At 44.0% G+C, this 15,296-nt stretch carries 16 protein-coding genes and 1 pseudogene; 10 read left to right on the top strand and 7 right to left on the bottom strand.

The features are described from left to right. Window positions 1-176 precede the first annotated feature (176 nt). Window positions 177-3,557, bottom strand: a complete 3,381-nt coding sequence (locus KO537_RS12145; RefSeq protein ID WP_219234560.1) for a DUF748 domain-containing protein — start codon at window positions 3,555-3,557, stop codon at window positions 177-179. Window positions 3,558-3,812: 255 nt separating this feature from the next. After that, window positions 3,813-4,193 (bottom strand): VOC family protein, encoded by a 381-nt coding sequence (locus KO537_RS12140; protein ID WP_028760394.1) that lies wholly within the window; start codon window positions 4,191-4,193, stop codon window positions 3,813-3,815. A gap of 435 nt (window positions 4,194-4,628) precedes the next feature. Here KO537_RS12140 and KO537_RS12135 point away from each other — a divergent pair, with 435 nt between their 5' ends. From KO537_RS12135 to KO537_RS12125, 3 genes are all read left to right on the top strand, one after another. Continuing rightward, complete coding sequence (locus KO537_RS12135; protein ID WP_105253144.1) at window positions 4,629-5,333, top strand: DUF445 domain-containing protein; 705 nt, start codon at window positions 4,629-4,631, stop codon at window positions 5,331-5,333. A gap of 102 nt (window positions 5,334-5,435) precedes the next feature. Further along, window positions 5,436-5,786, top strand: coding sequence for a VOC family protein (locus tag KO537_RS12130; protein WP_105252887.1), 351 nt, complete (start codon window positions 5,436-5,438; stop codon window positions 5,784-5,786). Beyond that, the gene (locus KO537_RS12125) at window positions 5,761-5,994 is read left to right on the top strand and encodes a DUF1289 domain-containing protein (RefSeq protein ID WP_173497886.1); all 234 of its coding nucleotides are present in this window, start codon (window positions 5,761-5,763) and stop codon (window positions 5,992-5,994) included. The genes KO537_RS12130 and KO537_RS12125 overlap by 26 nt, the downstream gene beginning before the upstream one ends. A 125-nt stretch (window positions 5,995-6,119) precedes the next feature. On the opposite strand, the gene cdd is transcribed toward KO537_RS12125, so the two are convergent. Together cdd and sbcB are read right to left on the bottom strand one after the other, a co-directional pair. Beyond that, a complete protein-coding gene (cdd, locus tag KO537_RS12120; RefSeq protein WP_219234559.1) occupies window positions 6,120-7,010 on the bottom strand; it encodes a cytidine deaminase in 891 nt (296 codons plus the stop codon). Between the two features lie 210 nt (window positions 7,011-7,220). Beyond that, entirely contained in the window at window positions 7,221-8,639 is a 1,419-nt protein-coding gene (gene sbcB / locus KO537_RS12115) for an exodeoxyribonuclease I (RefSeq protein WP_173496525.1), read from the bottom strand. A gap of 176 nt (window positions 8,640-8,815) precedes the next feature. Between sbcB and KO537_RS12110 the strand changes: the two genes are divergently transcribed. The 4 genes from KO537_RS12110 to KO537_RS12100 all read left to right on the top strand — a co-directional run bounded on the left by KO537_RS12110 (window position 8,816) and on the right by KO537_RS12100 (window position 11,307). Further along, window positions 8,816-9,691 carry an integrase family protein gene (locus KO537_RS12110; protein WP_251071094.1) on the top strand — a complete coding sequence of 292 codons (876 nt, stop codon included), beginning with the start codon at window positions 8,816-8,818 and terminating at the stop codon, window positions 9,689-9,691. A gap of 184 nt (window positions 9,692-9,875) precedes the next feature. Then, on the top strand, window positions 9,876-10,028 hold the full coding sequence (locus KO537_RS23160; RefSeq protein WP_251071093.1) for a hypothetical protein: 153 nt from the start codon (window positions 9,876-9,878) through the stop codon (window positions 10,026-10,028). Between the two features lie 227 nt (window positions 10,029-10,255). Continuing rightward, a complete protein-coding gene (locus tag KO537_RS12105; RefSeq protein ID WP_173245509.1) occupies window positions 10,256-10,870 on the top strand; it encodes a hypothetical protein in 615 nt (204 codons plus the stop codon). 260 nt (window positions 10,871-11,130) lie between these two features. Beyond that, window positions 11,131-11,307 (top strand): hypothetical protein, encoded by a 177-nt coding sequence (locus KO537_RS12100; RefSeq protein WP_173496526.1) that lies wholly within the window; start codon window positions 11,131-11,133, stop codon window positions 11,305-11,307. A 70-nt stretch (window positions 11,308-11,377) separates the two neighbouring features. Here KO537_RS12100 and KO537_RS12095 read toward each other — a convergent pair whose 3' ends face one another. After that, window positions 11,378-11,593, bottom strand: a complete 216-nt coding sequence (locus tag KO537_RS12095; protein WP_173245503.1) for a helix-turn-helix domain-containing protein — start codon at window positions 11,591-11,593, stop codon at window positions 11,378-11,380. Between the two features lie 294 nt (window positions 11,594-11,887). Here KO537_RS12095 and KO537_RS12090 point away from each other — a divergent pair. The 3 genes and pseudogenes from KO537_RS12090 to KO537_RS12080 all read left to right on the top strand — a co-directional run. Next, window positions 11,888-12,094, top strand: a pseudogene (locus KO537_RS12090) (integrase); the annotation flags it as partial. Between the two features lie 54 nt (window positions 12,095-12,148). Further along, complete coding sequence (locus tag KO537_RS12085) at window positions 12,149-12,364, top strand: helix-turn-helix transcriptional regulator (RefSeq protein ID WP_168823718.1); 216 nt, start codon at window positions 12,149-12,151, stop codon at window positions 12,362-12,364. Beyond that, entirely contained in the window at window positions 12,354-12,713 is a 360-nt protein-coding gene (locus KO537_RS12080; protein ID WP_173245500.1) for a hypothetical protein, read from the top strand. Before KO537_RS12085 ends, KO537_RS12080 begins: the two co-directional genes overlap by 11 nt. A gap of 196 nt (window positions 12,714-12,909) precedes the next feature. On the opposite strand, the gene KO537_RS12075 is transcribed toward KO537_RS12080, so the two are convergent. Beyond that, window positions 12,910-14,631, bottom strand: a complete 1,722-nt coding sequence (locus KO537_RS12075; protein ID WP_131524348.1) for a potassium/proton antiporter — start codon at window positions 14,629-14,631, stop codon at window positions 12,910-12,912. 242 nt (window positions 14,632-14,873) lie between these two features. Continuing rightward, on the bottom strand, window positions 14,874-15,266 hold the full coding sequence (locus KO537_RS12070) for a diguanylate cyclase (protein WP_173245497.1): 393 nt from the start codon (window positions 15,264-15,266) through the stop codon (window positions 14,874-14,876). Between the last annotated feature and the right edge of the window lie 30 nt (window positions 15,267-15,296).

Below are 15,296 nucleotides of genomic sequence, written 5' to 3'. Positions count from 1 at the left end.
GTGTAACCTATGGCATCAAGCACGGCCAACATTTTAGAGTGAATTAACAGATAGATGATTTGATTGTAGAAGAATGGTTTTTTGATTGGTTATGACGGTTAGCCATAAGGTAAAAGCCCGCTAAAGTCGAACGTTAGCGGGCTTAGTTTTATATAAAAAGCAGTTAATTGGCTAAGTTATTGAGCATCAATGGTAAGGCTCACTTGGGCTGCATTCTGGGTTAAACTCACTCGGCTTTCGAGCAAGAAGATCCGCTCTGGGGCTATTTCTTTCACGTCCACAAGGTAAGCTTTAACGGCTTTGGCTCTTTCTTGGGCCAAATTACCCAACATGCCATCGTTAACATTCTGCGCTTTTACCGACAGATTATATAAAGCGATATGCCAGCGGGTGGTGATTTCGTCATCTGAAAGCTGCGCGTCTTTGGCCTCTGCGATAACAGTGTCTTTGATTTGGGCAGGATCGGCTTTAACTTCTTGTTCATAAAGCTTTACTAGCGCATCGGCAAGCGGCCCTTGGGTCGGGAATTGGCTCGGACTTAAATCATCAGGTAACGCACTAAATTCAATATTGGCTAATTTAGCCAATTTACGCTTCATGATGCGCTCAGCAATGGCTTGGCTGTCATTGATGGCATCGACTTCCCCTTCAACGCTAAGCTTGAGCATAGGTCTGTCGAGTAAGGCGCTAGCGAGTTTGTCTAAACTTTTTTGCTCATCTTCACTTAGGCTGAATTTGCCTGCGGCAAAGCTTATCTTATCTAAGGTTTCGTCAGAACCTATGAGTCCAGCTAAGAAAGTGAAGGGCGCAGTGACGGCTTTAGTGATCACATTGGTAATCGCCGTCATTATGATGCTGCCGACACTAAAGCTCGGTGAGTCTAAATCGCCTGAGACCTCCATACCTAAATCAATCACGCCGTTACGGTCCTGCAGCAGGGCAATCGCGAGCGTGATGGGTAAGCTAGTGGCAAGGTCACTGTCACTGGGTTTACCAAGTTTCAGTTGGTCTATGACCAGATGGTTACTGCCCTTGAGCTTGTTCTTATCGAGTTGATAGTTCAGCGATAACGATAGCTGCCCTTTATCTATGTAGTAACCCGCATAGGTGCCTGAGTAAGGATTGACTGAGGTTAACTCAACGCTCTTAAAGACTAAGTCGAGATCTAAATATGGCATATCTAGCAAAGGGTTAATATCGCCTTTTAGAGTTACAGGCGCATACTTGTCTATCTTACCTTTGATATCGACCGAGGCCTTAGTCCCTGGCGTTGACGACAAGTGAGTGATATTACCTTCAAGTAACTCAATCCCTGAGGCAAAGTTTGGTGTCAGTGAGTTATCGGCAAAGTAAGCTGAGCCTTGGCTAAAGCTAATTTTTTGAATATCGAGGCTTAACTCAGGCGTTGTCTTGCTTGCCGTTTGCAGCTCGGTTTGCTTAGCACTGGCTGTGGTTGTGTTTTTAGTTGTCTTGCTATTTGCAGCCGGAGCCTCAACGATAAGATCGCTGATATTAGTGGTTCTATCTTTGGCTATCACCACTTTGGCGTAGGGTTGATTAAAGGCTAAGTGATCAATTTTGATTTGATTTTTCTGTTGGTCAAAATCCAGTTGATTGATATTCATCTTTTGCCATTTGACCAGTGGAGCATTACGCAATTTGTCATGAATAGCTAAATCATCGAGCTCAACACTGCCACCGTAAATGGCTTTGCCTTTAGCATCGGCGGTCAGCTTGCCTGCTGAGTTTAATAGACCGCTCTTGAGCTGGATATTCACGTAGGGCGCTAAATAGGGCTGAAATTGGGTTAATGCCAGCTTATCGAGTTGGATATTGGCATCTATGGTTTCGCCCGTCACATCGACTTGGCCTTGAGAGCTCAAAGTACCTTGATCATTGAGGCTGAGTTGTAGCTCATATTCAATCGGAGCGGTTAAGGTACTCGTTATGACCTTAGTTGAAAAATTAAGTGGATACACTCGCCATTGCTGCGGTGTGGCCGTTAGCTTTTGTTCCGATAGATTAAGGTCATAGTTTTCAATATTGAGCGCATCGAGTTGCACTAACCAAGTGTCTTTTGAAGGTGTCTTAGGCGCTTGCTTGACTGGCTGTTGAGGATTTGCCTCTGAAGCGATGTCTGCAGCGGTTTCTTTAGTGGCATTAGTGGTGACATGTGCAGTCGCTTCTGTCTTTTGTTCTGTTTTATCACTCTCGTTAGTTGCGGTTAATTCGCTTTCTGTTGCTTTGTTTGCGCTATCGCTTGCATCATTGGCAGTCTCTGCTATTTGACGTTTTTCTTCCACTTGCGCAACTTGTACGCGTTCTAGCGATTTAGCATCGGTTGGTTTAGCAACCGGCTGCGTAGTCGTTGTGGAGGCGCTTAACGATTTAGGCATGAATAAGCCAACAAGATCGAGCCCGTCTTGGTTCAAAATGGCACTCATTGTTAGGCCATCGCTGTGGAGTTTGTTGATATGCACTTTCTGCTGCTTCAAGTTGGCTGAAATGCCGTCGAGGGCAAACATGGGGAGCTTGACCACTGAGCGATCTTTGTCGTTAACGTTAAGTTTTTCAACAATAAACTGGCCATTGTTGCTGATGACTTGTAACTCGCCATTCTCGGCAAGATCCACTTGATACTGAGTTTTAATACTGAGCTCGCCATCCGTGAGGACGGGATTAAATTGATCGTCGATAAATCGCCATAGTGGTGTCAGTTTCAGTTTGGCGACTTGGATGTCACCCGCAACTTTTAGCGGGAACAATTGGAATTGCCCCTGCAAACTGATTTCACCAGCATGATCATCACTGAGTTGTATCGCATAGTGATTGTGCTTGATAGGCACAATGGGTGAGTCAGACGTTGATTGGGCGTTTGGTGTCGTATTATCAACTTTGTTTACTTTTATGGCTGGTGTTATCGATGCCGATGATGCCGCCATCAAATATTCAGTATCAAGGGAACTGAGTTTTAGATTGATATTGGGGTAGTTCACTTGAGCATGGGTAATTTTGTCATCGAAGTTAAATTGTCCCGCATCCAACACAAATTGGCTGAGCAGGACACGAATGGGTGAGCTGGCTTCTGTGGGGGCTGTTTCTGTGCTCGTGGATGAATGCCCGTTCAGGGTCTGCAGAATATCGTCGAAGTTGAATCCAGCTTTCCCTTTTTTCTCCACGCGAATGATATGTGCGTAGGGCGCTTGTATGTGTATGTTTTCGATAACGGCGGCGCGATTAAAAACAGATCGCCAAAAGTGTATTTCGAATTGGACTTGTGCAATACCAGCAAAAGGTTTGTCGTCTTTTTCTTTAATGGCCAGTTGGTCGATTTCGACTCTGAAATTAAAGGGGTTAATGCGTATATCACCGAGGGTGACGGGACGACCGAGCAGAGTTGAGAGTTTTTCTGGTGCCAGCGTGGTTATCGCATAGGGGAGGATTAAACCTAATGTGCAGACATAGCTAAGGTAGACTGCGGTGAGGTAAATAATCACTCGCAGGTATCTTGGGAGGGCAAAAAAAGAGTGTCTGAATTGCGATAACTGGGTCAGCATTAATATCAAGGCTCCAATGCATAAGACAGGGAAAAACTTCCATAAGTACGGACATTCTAGCGAATAATGCTAATGTTTCCAGAAATTATTTATATTTTTACCAATGAAATCTTGGTATTACACAGACAATAACGTCTTCTGATCTAAGACGTTCCTGAGTGGTAACCTATCATCTACATTGATAACTACATGTGTTTCAGCCTATGGCTAATGATTTGAGTCGTCAATACTCACCATGTTGGAAGCTATTTTTGATCAGCGATTTAAATAACTAATCGCTGCAATAATGGCGCCTTGTGGATCTTTTATCCAACAAAAACGGCCTACTTCGGGTATATCTTCAGGACCAAACAGAATATCCCCGCCAAGTTTTTTTGCGCTGATAGCGACTTGATCGACATCGTTAACGGTAATGTAGCCAGTCCAATGTGAGGGAAGCATTGGGAGCAAACTATCGGTGATCCCCCCAATGCTGACGCCCTGATTTTCAATAATATGATAATTGCCGTGGGGCATTTTGACGGTTTTAAAGTGCCAGCCAAAAATCTCAGCATAGAAGTGCATAGCTTCTTCGGTATTATTGGTTGTCAATTCATGCCAACTTAACGCCCCTGCAGTGTTAAAAGCCGATTCCATAAGCGCATCCTTTATTCTATTTTGGGTAAATTTTGTGTATTGAGCCGAGGTTAACTGTCAGTGTTCAGTACCGTCTGTATTTTGAGCCATATTTTTTGTACGTTATCTTGATTGAGTGTAGTTGAGGCAAGTTGATAATTCACAGACGGTAAATTAAAATTTTTGCGTTTTTTAGGTCGGCAAACATTAAATTAACTTAATGTTCTACAAGGAGATTCACTTTATTTGGTGCTGGCTAATCAGCTTCTTGTGGCTCAGTGGCGCTGCGGCTTAGTTGATGGGCTTCATCTTGCCCCTCGCGCCAAGACTTAGCACTGAAAACAGATTTTAAAACGGGTTTGTTTACTGTGGTTTGAGTGTTAGACCTGACTCCCGTTAACTTGTTAATATAGGCGAGTTTTGCATCTTATCGATGCCACCTTAGGGGATATGAGATTGAATAAGAGTTTAGTGACGAATTTATTGGCGGCTGCTTTGGTCGTTGTGGGTTACCTGATGAATTCGGCAATTGTCCTGAATGTCGGATTATTTGCTTTATCGGGTGCAATTACCAACTGGGTTGCAGTTTATATGTTGTTTGAGAAAGTCCCCGGACTCTATGGTTCGGGAGTTGTGCCTTCTCGTTTTGAAGAGTTTAAGGCGGGTATTGCTCATTTGATGATGAAACAGTTTTTTACCACTGAAAATATCGACCGATTCCTATCTGAAAAAGAAGGGCTGAGTAAAATAGACTTGGCGCCAGTGATTGAAAAGGTTGATTTAGCGCCTTCTTTTGATGCGTTAATTAGCACAGTCGCCCAATCTTCCTTTGGCGGCATGTTGTCTATGTTTGGTGGCACAGATGCCTTATTGCCGTTAAAAGAGCCGTTTATTGTGAAGATGAAAGCTTCTTTAGTTGAAATGGCACAAAGCGATGCATTTCACGAGTTGCTGAAACAAGAAATTGAACAGCCAAATGTGATGGCCGATCTGCAAACTAAAATTGCTAACATAGTGGAGCAAAGATTAAACGAGTTAACACCGCAAATGGTGAAACAAATCGTTCAGGACATGATCCAAACGCACTTAGGTTGGTTAGTGATTTGGGGCGGCGTGTTTGGCGGTCTGATTGGACTTGCCGCAGCCTTAATCCAAGGTTAACCTGAGTTAAAGCCGCGAATAGAATGGGAGCTTTGGCTCCCATTTTTAATGACGCATTTTATGTCCATCATTTTGTGTCCTGATTAAATAGCAAGGAAGTCTATGAACCGTCACCACAGTATCAATTATTTGGAAATCCCAAGTCGCGACATTGCGAGTTCTAAGGCTTTTTTTAGCCAAGTTTTTGGATGGACCTATGTCGATTATGGCCCTGAATACAGTTGCTTTATGGATGTCGGCATTACTGGGGGATTCTATCAAGCCGATGTGAATTTCACCCTCGCAAAAGGTTGCCCGCTGATTGTGATCTACAGCCAGAACTTAGAATTGACTCTGACGGCTGTCGTAACAGCTGGTGGCATTATCACAGCTGACATCTTTAGTTTTCCGGGAGGCCGTCGATTCCATTTTGTTGAACCTTGTGGCAATGAATATGCCGTCTGGTCAGAATGATCCTAATGTCACTCCTTGTATTCGAAATTGTTGTTTAGATCAGCAAGATATTTGTTTAGGTTGTTTCAGGCATCTTGATGAAATTTTAGCGTGGCGCGTTATGTCGGAAGTGGAGCGGCAAGCTTGTTTTATCAGGATGGAGGAGCGTAAGGGGGAGTATCTGGCTAAGTTCAATGACGCGGTTAGTAGAAGACCGGATGGAGTATGATTAGCCGTCAGAATTGCTTACGATAATTGATTTTTAAGCTTTAAGTGGATAATCGAACGGCGAAATACGCATTAACGTATTTCGCCGTTGGCATTTTGAAGCACCTTGGCATCTTGAAGCAGACGTTACACTGGATCTACCACTATGTGCTCAAGTTCGATGGCGGCAACGGTATGGAGCGCATCCATAGTCGCGCCAACTAAGCTGATTTTTCCTTGAGATGACTCAATTAAAACCGCACGGCTGATATCGCTAAATTCACGATTGTGGCGCGCCAGATTTGATAAGGCCATCTGCATAGGCAGCATAGAAGGATTGAATGCCGCATTTTCTGCGTAGCGACCACAATAGGTTGCGCCATCATGGGTTTCTAATACCACAGCGGCAAAACTTTGGGTGTAAGGTGCATAGCTTAAACCTGCATGATCTAAGCCTTCTATGATCATAGGATCGGCACTGTCTAGTGCAAATTCAGTTTGTTGCTTGGCCATTAAGGGCGAAGTGACATTTAAGTCTTTTGGCCCAAAAGCATAGGGTAAATAATAGGCCAGAGGATGGCTTTCCTGTGCGGGTAGATGAATGCAGATCTTGCTCCCTTCAACCAGTTCATTCATAAACTGACGACAATGACCGCAAGGACTGGCATTAACTATGATATCAACAATTTGGCTTTCACCACTGAGCCATGCGTGGCTGATAGTGCTTTGTTCTGCATGGACAGAATGAAATAACGCTTCACCGGGTAATTCTAAGTTGGCCCCCATGTAGATATCGCCACTTTTACCTTTGGCTATCGCGCCGACATAAAACTCACTGATAGGCGGTTTGGCCAATGCTGCTGCTATCGGCAGTAATGCTAATAACACTTCTGCTTCGGTCATTTTGCTTGCACTTGTTAGCGTAGCAAGTTGCTGCGCATCAATGTGTCCAGCAAAATTCTGGTGCAACATTGGGATAAGTGCATCGGCTAACGGCGTTGGCAGTTGGGTTATGCTACGAATGAATCTATCTTGCATTTCCCTATTCCTTATTTGTTAAGTTCATGGAAGAACATTCTAGTAATTTTGTTACAGCATAAATGCGAGTTAGCTCGCGTTTATACGCTGTCAATGTCAGTGCTATCGAGAGTGATAAACTTATGTTACTCACGTATAGAGTGAGTCTATTGGTGCACACAAATAAGCTTAAGACTATAAAAAAAAGACTTAAGCTTGAATTTACACAATTTAAAGTTCACGCAAATAATGACAAAGGGCAGCAAGTAGCTTTTGCTTAGTCTCATCCGCTTGTGTTTCTTGTAGCAAATTTTCTAATTTAAGTACGTAGTCTTGATCGGCTAAGCGACTTTGACAGAATTCACGCCAGCGCTGCGACTCTGCATCATCGAGTAGTTCAGGGTAATTACGGGCGCGGTAACGAAACAGCATTTCAGGAATACGTGGATCGTCAAACTGCAAATCTAACGCCGCTAGATTTTGCGGTAGGGTATGACGGATGATTTCCATTTTTGCTTTATCAGCTTGGCTAAAGAACCCACCAGAATACAGCATCAAATCGGGATCTGTGGTTACTCTGCTGTCATCATGCTCAAATAATAGCGCCAGTTTTTCGCGTAATTCTGGGTGACGTTTTAGGCGTTTATACTGCTCTCTGGCAAATTCTTTATCTATGCCTAAACGAGTGGCATGCTCATCACTGAGGATTTTTGCCGAGGTGATAAAAGGGCACTTATTAAGATGAATTTGTTTTACTGCGATAGGTAATTCATCTTCGGCAAGATCAGCCCTTGACGTATACATGCGCGTTTTAATTTGCTCGACATCTAGCTCGAATAGCGGCGTTAAATCCATGGCTAAATTAACGCAAATAACGGCATTTTTGTTAGTAGGATGGTGCGCTACGGGTGAGATCAACGTTGCACAACCATTGCGCGCACTAATTTTAGAGCTCACGTGAACCAAAGGCTGCATATTGAGCACATCGATTTGATCGCTAACCGCTTGCTTACGGCGCAGGTCAAAATAGTACTGATATAACTTAGGCTGTTTCTCGCGAATGAGTTTTGCCATAGCGATGGTCGCATACACATCAGACATAGCATCATGGGCTTTCTCATGGCTTAAACCATTCGCTTGGGTCAGATGTTCTAGCTTAAAACTCGGAGAGCCATCTTCCTTTGTCGGCCAGTTAATACCTTCGGGCCTAAATGCATAACAAGCGCGCACTAAATCAATGATATCCCAACGAGAGTTGCCATTTTGCCATTCACGGGCATAGGGATCGATAAAGTTCCGATAAAAGCCATAACGGGTCACTTCATCGTCAAAACGCAGTGAGTTATAACCTGCAACACAAGTGTTTGGTTGGCTAAATAGCGCTTGAATTCGTCCCATAAACTCAGTTTCAGGGATGCCTTTTAAATTAGCTAACTGTGGAGTGATCCCTGTGATTAGTATTGCTTCCGGAGACGGCAAATAATCAGTGGCTTGCTTACAATAGAATGTCTCAGGCTCGCCGATGATATTGAGATCTAAATCCGTGCGAATGCCTGCAAATTGCGAGGGTCTGTCTTTCGCTGGGTTCGCTCCAAATGTTTCGTAGTCGTGCCAAAAAATCGACCCTGCTTTATCGTCTTTCATCTTCATTTATTTTCGTTCTCTAAAGCATGTAACTTCATGTTATCAGTAGTTAAATTGCTTTAATTGGATTCGTTGTCATTCACATCAATTTAGTATGCAGCTCTTCGATGTGAGTACATAATCTGTATATATTGGGTTCTGCGTCAGATTAGCTAAAATCACATGTACACAGGGTAATTAAAATGTCTTTATCTGACAATTGGTTACGTGCAATAAACGGCAATCCATATTTAGAGAAACCAGAGCTTGCAGACCGCGACGGCTTAAGCGTTCGTATTACCCCTGCAGGGACTATAACATGGCAGTATCGATTTAGGATTGATAATCAACATGGACGCTTAACCCTTGGTCGTTATCCTGATTTGAAACTAGCTGACGCAAGGAAACTGATCTCTGAGTTACGGAACTCAGTGGCAAATAATATAGATCCACGTGTGTTTTGGAAACAGTGCAACACATTTGTGGGCCAGACAACACTGAGGGATTGCTGTGAACAGTTTTTATCGGCGCGAAGTGCAGCACTTAAGCCGGGCACTGTTGCTACGTACCAATCCTGCTTTAGAGCACATCTCTATGATGCCTTTGCTGATCGTAAAGTCGAAAGTATCACACTCGGCGAGTGGATAGATTTTTTCGATAAAAAGGCAATTCATAGTCGAGTCACCGCAGGCGCGATACTCAAACAGTTAAAGACGGTACTTAGCTGGTCCGTTCGCCGGCAAATGATATCGCTTGTTGATGTCCTTCAATTACGAGTCAGTGATGTGGGTTCTGCGCCCGAAGTCGGTTCGCGAGTACTCACCATTCTAGAGTGTGGCAAAATCATCCGTGAGCTTGATAAATGCCGCGCGACCAAAGCCGTAACCAATGCCATCAAGGCATGTTTACTAACAGGGGCGCGGATATCAGAAATATTAAAATCCAAACGGGCTGATTTTGATCTTGAGTCGATGGTCTGGACCTTCCCGATAAATAATAGCAAAACTAATTTGCCAATCCGAAGGCCAATCAGTCCCGCCTTACTCGAACATATTGCAAGAACAGTGGAACCTCTATAACTCACTATGGAGTTTTCCCGCAGCAAACGATCTTAAGCGCCCAGGCAACATCGCTTCAGAAAATAAGCTGATCCGCGAGATCAAACTAAGACTAGAAATCCCTGACTGACGTATTCAGGATTTTAGACGCACATTATCGACCAGAATGTTAGAAGCTGGGGTGTTGCCCCAGGTGACAGAGAAGATGTTAGGCTATCTATTAGGCGGGGTGATGGCGGTGTACAACAAACATGATTGGTTAGATGATCAAGCTGAGGCCTATGAAAAATGGACAAATAAGCTGAGATTGGAAGCTCTGGGTGATAGCAAAATAGTCGTGTTAGAAAGAAGGGGTTAGGCATGTTTGTCGCTGACAGCAGAAAATGGTGAGCTTATTCAGTATGTAAATCAGTTGCGTTGCAGTGCAGCAGAAACACCTCTTTGTAATTAGGTGCATTGGAGCTCAATTCGGCACAAGGTAAACTGTTATCTATTCAATATCAGCTTTATTTATGGTTTAGTCATTTCAACTCAATTAATCATACACTTGGCACAGTGTTCGGATTAACGTTAAGCAAGGACGTCATGGAACTAAAATTTTTAATCACGCGGGAACAATTAATCACAATCGCGGAAAGAATAGATTCAGCACGCATTGCAAACCATGCGCGATTAGCTAAGCGGATGCATGCCTTTATCGTGCGTGCATTACTCCTATGGATCCCGTTATTATCCCCGTTGCTATTGTTTTATTTTTTCGCAGAAAGTCACACCCCAGAGACATATATCGCAATCGCAATATGTGCAATTGCTTACCTTATTGTGTGGCAATTAGTATTAAAAAACATCGCCGAAAATCAAGCTAACAAATTTGCAGGCAAGATAACCACTCTGGATCGAACGATTGAAAACACAACCTTACAGAGCCTTGCGAGCCTAGAAGGGTGCCATACAGTGACCGCCACAGCCTCGACGCTAACGTTTGTGCCCCCTAGCGGTAAATCCATCACCATACCGTGGAAAAAGTTTTGTGCTTTCAAGCAAGACGATGATTTTTATTATCTAACCGTCTGTAAGCTGATGATGTTTAAAGCCACTTATTTAGTCGCCAAAAACGGTGACACAACAGAAACCGCAGGCTATCAAGCAGGTTTAGAGTACATAACGTCTCGGCTGCAGCCCGATAGAATGGGACGGTAAAACATCAAAATATCGCATGAATGATTCAATCAGTTCACTATTGCCACTAACGCGATTGTTGTTGAACATCCAGCGAAGTGAGCCTTTGTTAAAAGTCACATTTGAACTAACCTTAAAAATGATGAACTGATCGCTACAGCCTTCTTTTAGGGGCTGCTAGATGCAGTTTTTCAGCTCATTAAAACGCTATGTTATCAATGACGATGTATAGCTTTGTTAGAAACGTCAGTGGCCTAAGCTGGTTTGGAGCCATAGTCGCGGTGGTATCATTCATCGCGACAGTCGTCGCATGGATATCAACCGATGGTGTCTTGTTAATTGCCCAAATAGTACTGGTCGGCACAGGACTCGCCGCTATCATCGCTGATGCTGTAGCAGTAGGCACTAACTGCGGTAGTAAAGGCTGTAATGTCGAAGGCGATGAGTTTATGGCCTAATAGTCAATCGATAAAGGTCTAAAAATAAAGCCCCAAAAATGGGGCTTTATCTTAAGGCTTAAAAATTAATTCAAGCAGCTACTTGCTGTTTTTCATCCCACTTATCGAGCGACGCTTTTAAGTAATGGCGGCCATTATGGATAGGAGCAGGGAAACCGTCGTTTCTTCGCCACTTCCAAAGCGTTGCTGATGAGCTAATCCGGTAGCGTGTCATGACTTCCTTAGTGGTAAGAAAGAGCGGCACTTGCATTTGCTGATCCACGGTCGGTTGGGTCGAAATCATCATTTACCTTCCTTTGCCAATTCCTCGGCGAGTCGTTTTAAAAATTGTTGGCAGCTGCCGACTTGTTTGCGGGCAGGGTATAACACTGGCGTAAAGCGTCTTTGATGACTGCAGATTGCTTCATGCCGATTTCTCCTTGGTGCTGTTAAACGCCGTGAAGGTGAGAGCAGGGCGCAGTGATAACAGTCGCTGTTTAAAGGCTTCGGCCTTAGCATTGTGCTGCGCAATGTCAGCTTGCTTTTGTGAATAGCCCGCCGCGTTGCAATAAAACGCCTCGCCGATGCAGATCACCGCTTCAATGTCCGTCGTATGAGCGTTTTATTCCCTTACGATGTAGGGCCGGTGAGCATTCGCACTGCGCAATATTGGAGTGAAACGATTCGGTTTAAGGCATTTACCTCCCACACACACTTAATTACACTGGGGTTTGATGATGTGGCGCCCGAGATTATGCGCCAATCGACCACTGAGACGGACGAGCCAATGTTAGTGGGATGGTTATGACAATGACAATAACAAATAGCACAACTGGGTTATGGACTTCACGCAGGAGGATTTATGGCTAGTCGCGCCGCGGATTTACTGAAAGTAGGGCGCCGTTTACGGGGCATGACCCAAGACGAAGTGGCTGAGATTTACGGCATCAGTCGCAGCACTTATCAACGTTGGGAAAATGGCCGCACTAATGCGCCCTATGACGATGTGACATCGATATGCATTGATGTGTTTAAGCTTTCGGTTAAGAAGATAAATGAGGTGGCTAATGGCCTTTAGCGATGAACCCGAGCAGAGGATGAACATTAAGGCGTTACGGTTAGGGTTATATCGCTGGGGCTGTTATTGGGTGTACCAAGAATTGGGCAAGGGTTTTTCAAACCGCTACGCCTGCGACCGTTTAGGCGAAGCCTTGGGCGGTGGCAACTTAAAGCATGAACTCAACGTGCCTGCCCATGTCGCACACTATGACCACCTCGTTGAGCAGTTATCCATTAACTGCAAACGTGCCATCCGCGCCCATTACTTGTGTAAAGAGCAGTGGGCCTTAATGGGATTTGACAGTAAAAAGTCCTACATCTTCTGGCTAAGAAAAGCCGAAATGGCACTGCTAGATAGGATTAATTAGAAGTAGCGCCCTCTTAAGAGGGCTGGCGGGTTAGCCGGTTGTCCACCAAGACTGCTCACCCGTTGACAGGATTTTATCAAAGGTTCGGACAGATACCTATGCGAAATCATTAGCCATCAAATGATGCGCTGAGCTTAGGTGTGATCTCTATATTGACCACAATGAAACTATGCTTTTACAAATTATTGTTTTGGTATCAGTTTTCATTGGCTGAGTTCGGTACGATACCCACTGTCGCAATCCTCGAACCCACCATCTCACGAACATGCAATATTACTTCACCAAAATCTTTACTTGCACCCAAGGTCGGCTCGTCAGTCAAGCTCTGACGTAGCACTTCATCTAATGACAAATTATCATTAGCAGAGAGTTCAATACCGTAGGAGTGCTTTAAATCTGCTACTTTGGTGTAGCCTTTCAACTTCAATTCACCCGTAGGTAATTCATAATGATTGGCTTCTGCAACACCAGAGCAAACCAGATCAACAAACTCACGCACATCGGGTTTCATCACAATAAATAAATGATCGCCAGCATACAGGAAGGTTGATCCCCTAGGTGGAATTACATTGTTTCCTCTGGTTATCATCGCTACTACTGTACCGTCAGGTAAAGCCATTTGGGATAAACGGCGACCAGAAGCGCGTGAGGTATCGCCCAATTGATACTCGACAATGTCAGCATCCACATCGCCTAAAGCAGTAATTTCCAGTGTCGCTGCAGGTGTCGCAGGAGGCGGTTCCGTGAGTCCTAAAGCGCGTGCAACCCAGGGTAATGTTGACCCCTGTATTGTCGCTGAAATTAACACGACGAAAAACACCACGCTAAAAATAAGACTGGCACCAGGCAGACCATAAATCAGCGGATATATAGCCAGAATAATAGGCACCGAACCACGTAACCCAACCCAGGATACTAGGGTAATTTCACGCGCATTAAAGCCAAAAATCTTCAGTACAGGGATTACCGACAAGGGGCGTGCGATTAAGGTCAGGACGATTGCAATCATCAGTCCTTCCTGCCAGACATCCAGCAAAGACGAAGGATTAATCAGCAAGCCTAAAAACACAAACATAACAATCTGGCCTAACCATGCCAAACCATCGTGAAATAAAAAGGTACTGCGCTGAAAAACAAAACGACTATTCCCTATCACCACACCAGCGATAAAAATAGCTAAAAAGCCGCTGCCGCCAAGATTAGCTGCTACGCCAAAGGACAGTAAACCAAATGCCGCGACCATCACAGGATATAATCCAGAGGTCGTCAGATGGATACGATTAATAATACGTACTGATAACCAGCCTGCCGCTAAACCCACTGCGGAGCCGATACCCATTTGCTGGATAAACAGCATCAATAATCCAGTCCCTGGTTCAAGCCCTTTGACCATGACCTCCAATAAGCCAACTGTTAAAAAAATTGCCATAGGATCGTTAGTCGCACTTTCAATTTCTAATGTGGCTTTAAGGCGTGGGTTGATATGAATACCTGCATTACGCAGTAATGAGAAAACGGCGGCGGCATCGGTTGAACCAACAATGGCACCAATCAGTAAACCGTAAAGTAAGGAAACATCTAGAATATAAGCAGCTGCAGCACCAGTGATCATGGCAGTCACCAATACGCCTAAAGTCGCCAACACAGAAGCAGGCTTCCACACTTGCTTAATCGACGCGATGGGTGTTTGCAAACCACCATCAAACAAAATAATGGCTAAAGCTAAAGACCCAAGCGCGTGAGCAATTTGTGCATTATCAAAAACAATACCTCCAGGGCCATCCTCACCAGCTAACATGCCCACCATGAGAAAGAGCACCAGTACGGGTAAACCCAATCTCGCAGACAATTTACTGGATAAAATACCAAGAATAATCAAAATCGCGGCGAGGAGAATAATTTGATCGATCACAAACATAAATAGTTTCTCTTTAATTAATGTAGGGAAATTAAACCATTACAGAGCTTTCAATGACTGCGCCAGCTCTAAAAAGATACTTCACTAAGCCTAATTGTCAGTTAGAAATCGTCAAATGCGTGATGCATTTTGGTCTTGTAGTCAATGATTCCATTTATCCAAATGCTACGCGACCCACTTCACATTTCAATTTTGATAATTTCAAAAAATCAAAATTTACGATTGGCACTCAATAATGGTGTTTACCGTAGCAAGCTGGCCCTGCTGACTTGATTACGTCCATGCTTTTTAGCTAAGTATGATTGCTTATCTGCGGATTCAATAAGCGTTTGCCATTTCAAATGCCGATGAGGTTGAATACTCGCAACGCCAGTTAATGGTGACCGCTTGGAAACTAGAGTAAATGTAAAGCGAGCACTGCGTTGACGATGAGGTATGTTCATCGCGCCTAAATGCTGAGTATCCGGTAATAGACAAATAAATTTCTCACCACCATAGTGCGCAACCAAATCGTTCGGGCGGTGTATCGCTGTGCGTAGTGCTTTTGTGACGAGACATATACATTGATCATCACTACTGATGGTCACAAGGATCGCTGAAAAGTTTAATTCATTTAAATCAATTTTTTGCAACATTTACAAAATTTAACATTACACTCTTGGCGC

Origin of the sequence: Shewanella sp. NKUCC01_JLK, assembly GCF_019345615.1 — a bacterium.
Taxonomy (GTDB): Bacteria; Pseudomonadota; Gammaproteobacteria; order Enterobacterales; family Shewanellaceae; genus Shewanella; species Shewanella oncorhynchi.
The sequence above is the reverse complement of the archived record's forward strand: the minus strand, read 5'-3'. Positions and strand labels throughout refer to the sequence as shown.

What these genes read in the sequence shown, in the direction of transcription:
- KO537_RS12145 (WP_219234560.1), bottom strand. Translation starts at nt 3,557, where the DNA reads ATGCTGACCCAGTTATCGCAATTCAGACACTCTTTTTTTGCCCTCCCA.
- KO537_RS12140 (WP_028760394.1), bottom strand. Translation starts at nt 4,193, where the DNA reads ATGGAATCGGCTTTTAACACTGCAGGGGCGTTAAGTTGGCATGAATTG.
- KO537_RS12130 (WP_105252887.1), top strand. Translation starts at nt 5,436, where the DNA reads ATGAACCGTCACCACAGTATCAATTATTTGGAAATCCCAAGTCGCGAC.
- KO537_RS12125 (WP_173497886.1), top strand. Translation starts at nt 5,761, where the DNA reads ATGAATATGCCGTCTGGTCAGAATGATCCTAATGTCACTCCTTGTATT.
- cdd (WP_219234559.1), bottom strand. Translation starts at nt 7,010, where the DNA reads ATGCAAGATAGATTCATTCGTAGCATAACCCAACTGCCAACGCCGTTA.
- sbcB (WP_173496525.1), bottom strand. Translation starts at nt 8,639, where the DNA reads ATGAAGATGAAAGACGATAAAGCAGGGTCGATTTTTTGGCACGACTAC.
- KO537_RS12110 (WP_251071094.1), top strand. Translation starts at nt 8,816, where the DNA reads ATGTCTTTATCTGACAATTGGTTACGTGCAATAAACGGCAATCCATAT.
- KO537_RS23160 (WP_251071093.1), top strand. Translation starts at nt 9,876, where the DNA reads ATGTTAGGCTATCTATTAGGCGGGGTGATGGCGGTGTACAACAAACAT.
- KO537_RS12105 (WP_173245509.1), top strand. Translation starts at nt 10,256, where the DNA reads ATGGAACTAAAATTTTTAATCACGCGGGAACAATTAATCACAATCGCG.
- KO537_RS12095 (WP_173245503.1), bottom strand. Translation starts at nt 11,593, where the DNA reads ATGATGATTTCGACCCAACCGACCGTGGATCAGCAAATGCAAGTGCCG.
- KO537_RS12085 (WP_168823718.1), top strand. Translation starts at nt 12,149, where the DNA reads ATGGCTAGTCGCGCCGCGGATTTACTGAAAGTAGGGCGCCGTTTACGG.
- KO537_RS12080 (WP_173245500.1), top strand. Translation starts at nt 12,354, where the DNA reads ATGGCCTTTAGCGATGAACCCGAGCAGAGGATGAACATTAAGGCGTTA.
- KO537_RS12075 (WP_131524348.1), bottom strand. Translation starts at nt 14,631, where the DNA reads ATGTTTGTGATCGATCAAATTATTCTCCTCGCCGCGATTTTGATTATT.
- KO537_RS12070 (WP_173245497.1), bottom strand. Translation starts at nt 15,266, where the DNA reads ATGTTGCAAAAAATTGATTTAAATGAATTAAACTTTTCAGCGATCCTT.